General features: G+C 65.5%; 3 protein-coding genes. 2 read left to right on the forward strand and 1 reads right to left on the reverse strand.

From position 1 onward, the window contains the following. Positions 1-505: 505 nt before the first annotated feature. Positions 506-7,813 (forward strand): ricin-type beta-trefoil lectin domain protein, encoded by a 7,308-nt coding sequence (locus tag ACFY15_RS35410; protein ID WP_390826891.1) that lies wholly within the window; start codon positions 506-508, stop codon positions 7,811-7,813. Positions 7,814-7,815: 2 nt separating this feature from the next. Next, entirely contained in the window at positions 7,816-8,226 is a 411-nt protein-coding gene (locus tag ACFY15_RS35415; protein ID WP_390826892.1) for an Imm10 family immunity protein, read from the forward strand. A gap of 167 nt (positions 8,227-8,393) precedes the next feature. On the opposite strand, the gene ACFY15_RS35420 is transcribed toward ACFY15_RS35415, so the two are convergent. Beyond that, a complete protein-coding gene (locus ACFY15_RS35420; RefSeq protein ID WP_390826893.1) occupies positions 8,394-8,792 on the reverse strand; it encodes a transposase in 399 nt (132 codons plus the stop codon). Positions 8,793-8,909: the final 117 nt, after the last annotated feature.

Here is an 8,909-nt window from a genome sequence, read left to right on the forward strand (position 1 = left end):
TTGCGCTTCTACAGCGATGTTTGGTGAACCTTCATGGTCGGGTTCGACTCTGGACACGCTACTTCTTCTCCCCCCTCGGGCATGCGAAATCGACACCCCCGGGTACTCGCAACGAAATCGGCCCGGCGGGCGGGCGACGTGAACACCGGCTCCCCATCCGGACGTTCACGCATGGAATGTGCGACCAGAGCATGACTCATTCCACAGACATCGTCACCTGCAAGAATGTCGGAACTAAGCCAGAAATATCCCTTTCGCTATGACGTATGCGAGTGGTAAGTGACAAACACCACACCATGATCGTTCCTATGGATTTCCTGTGCTTCACGCCACAGAATCAGCGGACTATTTGTCAGTTTCCTGCCACACGTGTGTCTTCACCGTGGGCAGAGCGTGGGGGGTCAACATGTCGCCGTTCTCGGCGCATAATTTCCGCCTGCCCGGAAACAGAAGAGCACGCGCGAAACGCGCGCGCCTCGCCGGGCATACCGGCCTCACCGTCTCGGTGGCGCTGGTCGTATCACTCCTGCCGATCCAGGCCTGGGCAGCACCGCCGGGCGACCGCAGCGGCGTCCAGCTGCCGGGTCTGCAGCAGGACATGAAGGCCAAGCTCGACAAGGTCGAGGCGGCCAAGCTTGAGGGCTGGGCCGGCGCGCCCGTCCAGTCGCCGCCGGAGTACGAACCGTCCCAGGTGACGCCGCCGACGGGAGGTACGGCCAGCGTCGCCCTGTCCGGTGACCAGCTGGTCCAGGCCGGCTCCCTGCCGGTCAGCATCGGCAAGGCCTCGCCGACCGCGGAGAACCCGACCCCGCCCGCGCCGTCAGGCACCTGGTCGGTGGCGGTCGAGACGCGCACCGCGACCGAGGCCGCAAACGTCGACGGTGCGCTCATCAAGGTGACCCCGCCGGCCGAGGGATCCACGCCGGTCGACGTCCAGCTGGACTACAAGAAGTTCAAGGACCTCTACGGCACCGAGTGGGCCACCCGCCTGGAGCTCAAGCAGCTCCCCGAGTGCTTCCTGACCACCCCGGACCTGCCCGAGTGCACCGTCGCCCAGGACGTCCCCAGCACCAACGACCCCGCCACCGGCACCGTCCGCGCGACCATCGACCCGGCCACCGCCCCCAGCCAGGGCCTGCGCACCATGGCCGGCGGCAGTGGCGGCCCCACCGTTCTGGCCGCCTCCGACGGCGCCTCGGGTGCTGGTGGAACGTATAAGGCAACCTCCCTGTCCCCGTCCGGTTCCTGGACGGCGGGCGGCAGCGGTGGCGGCTTCTCCTGGTCCTACCCGCTGACGGTTCCCGCTCCCCCGGCCGGGCCCTCGCCGCAGGTGAGGTTCTCGTACTCTTCCCAGGCAGTCGATGGCAGGACCTCCGTCTCCAACGGCCAGGCATCCTGGATCGGTGACGGCTGGGGCTATGAGCCCGGCTTCATCGAACGCCGCTACCGCTCTTGCGCCGATGACCGCAAGAACGCTTCAGGCGCCCCGAACAACGACAACGCCACGGACAAGAAGAAGTCCGACCTCTGCTGGGCCGGCGACAATGTGATGCTGTCGCTCGGCGGCTCCACCACGGAACTCGTCCACGACGCCGCCACCGGCAACTGGATCCCCGCCTCCGACGACGGCTCCCGAATCGAGCACAAGACCGACACCACGGTCCCGAACGGTGCCAAGGACGGCGAGTACTGGATCGTCACCCAGCGGGATGGCACCCGCTACTTCTTCGGTCGCCACGACGTCGACGGCGCGGGTAGCCGACCGGTCACCAACTCGGTGCTGACAGTCCCGGTCTTCGGCAACCACCCCGGCGAGCCCTGCTACCAGAGCACCTTCGCCGCCTCGTCCTGTGACCAGGGCTGGCGGTGGAACCTCGACTACGTCGAGGACGTCCACGGCAACGCCATGATCATCGACTGGGCCAAGGAGACCAACCGCTACGCCAAGAACTCCAAGTTCAAGGAAGCGGTCACCTACGCCCGGGCCGGCTACCCCACGCAGATCACCTACGGCCTGCGCAACGACAACCTCTCCGGCCCCCCGGCCGGCAAGGTCGAGTTCACCGTCGCCGAACGCTGCATCAAGGAAGGCACCACGCAGTGCTCCGACGCGGAGTTCGAGGGCAACAACTACGGTGACAAGCAGCCGTGGTGGGACACCCCCTCCACGCTGTACTGCAAGCCCACCGCCAAGGACTGCTACGTCGGCTCCCCGACGTTCTGGAGCCGCAAGCGCCTGACGGCCGTCACCACGTACGCGCAGCGCACCGAGGGATCCACCGCGCTGTCCCTGGTGGACCGCTGGAACCTGGCCCAGTCGTTCCCGCGTCAGCGCACCGACACCCACCCGCCGCTGTGGCTGGAGTCCATCACCCGCACCGGGTACGGGACTGTCAAGGACAGCGCCGGGAACCAGCAGTCGACCAGCCTTCCGCCGGTCTCCTTCGTCGCCAACGTCAAGGACATGCCGAACCGCGTCGCGACCGGCCCGACGGACGCGACGCCGGACTTCGACCGCCTGCGTGTGGAGACCATCCGCACCGAGACGGGCGGCGAGATAGTCGTCGGCTACTCCGCGCCCTGCCCGGTCGGCGGTACGTTCCCCAAGCCGGAGGAGAACACCACGCGCTGCTTCCCGGTGTACTGGTCCCCGGACCCTGAGCTGGAGAAGCCGCCGCTGCAGTGGTTCAACAAGTACGTCGTCGACAAGGTCACCGAGAAGGACCGCGTCGCCCGCCAGCCCGACGTCACCACCTCCTACACCTACGAGGGCGACGCCGCCTGGGCCAAGGACAACGACGAGTTCTCCAAGCCCGAGCTGCGGACCTACAGCCAGTGGCGCGGCTACGCCAGCGTGGTGACGAGCAAGGGCGTCACCGCCAACGCGGGCAAGCCCGACGCCACCGAGCAGTCCCAGACCCGTACCCGCTTCTTCCGCGGCATGTCGGGAGACGCGGGCCGAGCCAAGATCACGGTCAAGGACTCGACCGGGGCCGAGGACTTCGGTGAGGACCTATCCCAGTTCCAGGGGTTCACCGCCGAGACCATCACCTACACCAAGGCCGGCGGCAGCGTAGTCTCGCGTGCCCTGGCATGGCCGTGGAGCCAGCAGACGGCCTCCCGCCCCCGGGACGGCAACACCTCGCTCAACGCGTACCGGTCAGGCACCTCGCGCACCGACAACGTCACGACGATCAGCGGGGGCGCCACTCGGACCCTGCGCACACGCACTACCTTCGAGCCCGTCTACGGGCTGAAGCAGACCGTCCAGGCCGAAGCCATCAGCCCCAACGGAACCGGTGGGTGGCAGACCACCGGCCAGATATGCGGAACCACGACCTACGTCCACAACACCGGCAAGAACCTGATCGGCCTGCCCCAGCGCGTCCGCACCACTGCGGGCGACTGCGGCCAGGCAGCAACAGGGGCGCTGCTCTCCGACAGCCGCACGGCGTATGACGCGCCGGGGGCCTTCGGCGTCGCCCCGGACCGGGGACTGGTTTCCCAGGTCGACACCAACGATGCTGCCGGCACGGGCTGGGTCACGACCGCGCGTTCCGAGTACGACGTGCTCGGACGCGTGATCAAGGTGTTCGACGCTGTCGGCCATTCCGTCACGACGGCCTACAGCCCGGCGACAGGTCCCGCCTTCAGCATGACCGGCACCGACGTGATGGGCCGCACCAGCACGGTGAAGGCCGATCCCGGCCGCAACAGTCCGATCGAGAAGACGGACTCCAACGGCCGTAAGATCACGGCCGCCTACGACAACCTGGGGCGCTCGACCGCCGTATGGACTCCGTCGCAGAAGCCGGGGACGGACAAGGCGGCCTACACCTTCTCGTACCAGATCAGCGAGCACGAGCCCCCGGCGGTCACCAGCAGCACCCTTCAGGACAACGGCACCTACAAGCAGACCGTCGACATCTACGACGGGCTCATGCGCCCACGCCAGAGCCAGGGCGAGGCCCTCGGCGGCGGGCGGGTGATCAAGGACACGCTCTACAACGCGAACGGCACGGTCAGCCAGACCAACAACGCCTACTACGCCGAGGGCACTCCGGCGAAGCAGATCTTCGTACCGGAATCCGTCTTCCAGGTCCCGAACTCCACCGCGACCGCCTATGACGGCCTCGGCCGGATTGTCCGCGCTACCACGCTCCATGCCGACGTGCCGCAGTACTCCTCTACCGTCCAGTACGGCGGGGACTTCACCCTCAGCCGCTCGGCCATGTCCGCCGACGGCAGCACCCCACTCCCCGGCAGCCGCGCCTCGAAGACCTGGACCGACCCCCTGGGCCGGACCACGGCCGTCGAACACGCCACTGCCTCGGACCTCACCACCTGGAACAGGACCTCCTACACCTACGACACCCGCGACAAACTCACGTCGGTCACCGACGCCGCCGGCAACAAGTGGACGTACACCTACGACGGCCGCGGGCGGCTGACCGCCTCAGAGGACCCGGACACCGGCCGTTCGGAATTCGGGTTCGACAACCTCGACCGGCAGCTCTGGCTCAAGGACTCCACCGGCCGGACTCAATACACGACCTACGACGACCTCAGCCGCAAGACCGAGCTGCGCGACGACGCGGCCAACGGCCCCCTCGTCGCCTCGTGGACCTTCGACTCCTTGCCCGGTGCCTTGGGCCAGCCTGTCTCCTCCACCCGCTACGAAAGCGGAGCCGCGTACAAGACCGAGGTCACCGGTTACGACGCGGAGTACCGCCCGACCGGGTCGAAGACCACCATCCCGGACGTGCCCGCGACCAAGGGCCTCGCAGGCACCTACACGTCCAGCGTCACCTACACGCCGACCGGCAAGGTCCAGTCCAGCACCCTGCCCGCCACTCCCGGCGGGCTGGCCGCCGAGAAACTGGTAACCCGGTACAACGCCGACGGCATGCCCCAGACCCAGTCGGGCCTGGCCTGGTACACCGCGGACATCAAGTACAGCCCGTTCGGCGAGGTCCTGCGCACCGCGTCCGGCAACGCGCCGAACCGGCTGTGGACCACCAACTTCTACAACCCGAACACCGGCCAGGTCACGCATCAGATCAGCGACCGTGAGACCGGTCCCAACCGCATCAGCGACGTCTCCTACGCCTACGATCCTGCGGGCAACATCACCTCGGTCAACGACACCCAGCCCGGCGGCCGCACCGACCTCCAGTGCTACGCCTACGACCCGATGGGCCGACTGGCCAAAGCCTGGACCGGCAAAACCGACGCATGCACCGGCCCCAGCCCCGCAGACGTCACCCCCGGCCCGGACAGTGACGGCTACTGGCAGGAATACCAGTTCGACGCGATCGGCAACCGCACCAAACTCATCGACCACGACCTGACCAACAGCGCCCTGGACGACGAGACCACCTACACCTACGGCATCACCGTCGCCGGCAACGGCACCCAGCCCCCGACCAAGACCCAGCCGCACGCCCTCGCCCAGGCAGACAAGACGACCCGGACCCCGGGCTCCACTGTCACCTCTCTCAACACGTACACCTACGACGCCTCCGGCAACACCAAGAGCCGCCGTATCAACGGCGACACCCAGACCCTCAACTGGGACCGCCGCAACAAGCTCACCTCAGCCACCAGCCCCGGCATCGGAGCCGTCGCGGTCACCGGCGCCTCGGGCAAGTGCATCGACATCGAAAACGCCGGCACCGCCGACGGCACCCCGGTACAGATCTGGCCCTGCAACGAAACCAAGGCCCAGCGGTGGCGTCTCTCGGCAGACACCGTCCGCGCCCTCGACAAGTGCCTCACCACCAGCGGCACCAAGCTGGTCCTGGCCACCTGTGACGGCAGCGACAAGCAGAAGTTCGTCTACCGCGCCAGCGACAAGTCCCTCAACAACCCGGCCACCAACCAGTGCGTCGACGTCCCCAACAACGCTGCCGATGGCAGTGACCTCCAGCTGTGGTCCTGCAACGCGACCGGACCCCAGCAGTTCAGCTTCGACAACACCACCACCTACATCTACGACGCAGGCGGCAACCGCCTCATCGAGGAAACCGGCAGCAGCCGCACCCTCTACCTCGGCGACACCGAGGTCACCGTCAACAAGGCCGGCCAGGCCGTCGACGCCGTCCGCTACTACAGCAGCCCGGGCGCTCCGACCACCGTCCGCCGCACCGAAGGCAGGGCCACCGGCCACAACCTCTCGGTCCTGACCACCGACCACCACGGGACCGCGACCACCTCGGTCGACGCGGCGGCCGGCCAAAAGGTCACCCGCCGCAAATCCGACCCCTACGGCAACCCCCGCGGCGGCCAGCCCGCCAACTGGCCAGGCGACCGCACCTTCCTCGGCACCGGCGTCGACGACAGCAGCACGAGCCTGACCCACATCGGAGCCCGCGAGTACGAACCCTCCACAGGCCGCTTCATCTCCGTCGACCCGATCATCGACATCACCGACCCGCTCCAGATGAACGGGTACACCTACGCCAACGGCAATCCCATATCCAACAGCGACCCGTCCGGCCTGATGATCTACGAGGGAATGGACAGCGGCGGCATCAGCAGCGGCGGTTGCGGCGGCTGCAATATCGTCAACCACCCCGAGAGCTACCACTCGATCGGATTCAAGTCCTACTACTATCCGAAGGGTTACGACAGCTACATCAATATCGGCCCCGTCAAGATCCACTACAAGAGCCAGAAAGCCCTCGACAACGCATTCGCCGCAGTAGAAAAGCACCAGCCCAACCTCTTCAAGAAGTACAACTGGGTCGACAATTGCATATATAAGGACGGACGGTGCAACGCCACCTCAGTACCCGTTCTCCCCTACCTCTCCCACGTGATGTGCAACATGGACGGCATCACCTGCGAGAACTCGGTGGACAACATCGGGTACATGATGGGCCTTGGCCTGTACGCCGAACTCGAACAGGGCGGCGAGCTCGAGAAGAGCATCAGCAAGATGTTCTTCGCCGGCAAACCGGCAGCCCGAGCTGGAAAGTCAAATCCCGGAGAATGTAAGAACAGCTTTGCATCTGGCACTCGCGTACTCATTGCGGACGGCACCAGCAAGCCCATCGAGGAGCTGAAGCCCGACGACAAGGTCCTCGCGACGGATCCCGAGACGGGCGAGACCACGCCCGAACCGGTGACCGCAGCCATCCGCACCGAAGACGACAAGGAATACGTCGACCTCACCATCGAAACGGCTGACGGCCCCAAAAGCATCACGACCACGGACCACCACCCATTCTGGTCGGAAAACGACCGCCAGTGGCGTGACGCAGCGGCCCTCACCACCGGCACCCACCTGCGGACAGCAGACGGCGAATCCGTCACCCTCACCAACGTCCGGACCTACCGCACCAACCTCACCACCCACAACCTCACGGTTGCGGCGCTCCACACGTACTATGTGCTCGCCGGGGCAACTCCGGTCCTCGTTCATAACACCGGCGGCAACGGACACATGTGCGGTATCACCGTGAAAGCCCCTAACGGGAAGACGCGTTTCGATATACAGCTGGAGAGCGGTGACATGACTCCTCAGGAGGCTGCTCTCGGCTATCCTAATAATTCCGCTGTCACGCACACGGAGCACCGGTTCTCACGCATGGCAGGTGCTTCCACAGGGCCGAAAATCTCAATTCCGAACGACCCATTCGTCGGCAAGTACCCGCTGAAACCTGGTGACGCAGTGACGATGCGAGGCCAGCTTCCGCCTTGCCCAAGATGCAAGGGGGCGATGAACCGCATGGTCAGAGAATTGGATGTGTCGGTTACGTATGAATTTGACGGCATCAAGGGCGCCGGAATATGGAAGGCGAGGGGCTAGGAATGAGACTGACCGCCACAGAGGTCGGGTTCTTTGAGGACTACGAGGATGAGGAGGCGCTCGAGGTAGGCCTCAATGGGATCGACGATACAGGCGCGCAGAGATCATTCTCGATCCAGCGATCCACTTATGAACCAGACGAGCAGGAAGTGCAGTCTGGAATGGACTCCTACAGCGTCTCGAACGAGCGGGGGTTGACGGTTTACGGCTGTCTGCGGCGCGTGCAGCTTAACGGCGCGATGCTGGACCTGGAGTTCGCAGCTGAAGACGCGGAGATTCTTGACATCTCGACTGTTGTGGAAGTGGACCTGCGTGATTCGGGAGTCGACATCGCGAACCTGTCCATGAAACTAAGTGAGATCTTGGACTGGGGTGCCCCCGGGAAGCGACCTGGATTGATCGGACTCGTATAGATGTCTGGTGAGCGGGTTTCTCGCTAGACGCGGACGCTGGCCGTTGAGATGAATAGATATGGGCTCCACTCGGGACTTCCGGGTGGGGCCCATATGGCGTGTGACGCTGAGGTGAAAGGTGTCAGCGGGCGTTGGCGGTGCTACTGAACTTGAATTCGTGATGTCGGTCAGCCGTCCGTGATCAGGCCGGTGCCGGCCAGGCGCCCGTCGACCAGGTCCGGGCGGTACTGGATCTGCTTGAGCCTGCGCTTGACGGCCCGGGTGATCTGGCCGAGGTCGGCTGCGGCGAGGTTGCCGATGTCGTGCTTGACCAGCGACCAGATGCCCTCTTGCGGGTTCAAGTCCGGGGAGTAACTCGGAAGTTGGAAGACGGTGAGCCACTCGGCATAGTCCGCGATGAACTCGCGCATCGGTTCGACCAAGTGCATGCGCAGGTTGTCCCAGACCAGCACGATCGGGCCGCCGAGCTGGATGTGTGCCCTGACCAGCAGGTCGCGCAGGTCGCGCCATCCGATGCCCTTCGGCTCGCCCTTGCGGCCCCGGTACTCGCGGACCGAGTAGAACATCCGGGACCGTTTGCCCGGCTTATATTGATCCGAAACGGTTTGGGTTCTGGGTCGTTGGTGGGGTGTGAGCGATCTGGTGGGGGACGCGCGGCATCTGTCGCCGTCGGCGCAGGAGGC

Origin of the sequence: Streptomyces sp. NPDC001373 (genome assembly GCF_042895815.1) — a bacterium.
Classification (GTDB): domain Bacteria; phylum Actinomycetota; class Actinomycetes; order Streptomycetales; family Streptomycetaceae; genus Streptomyces.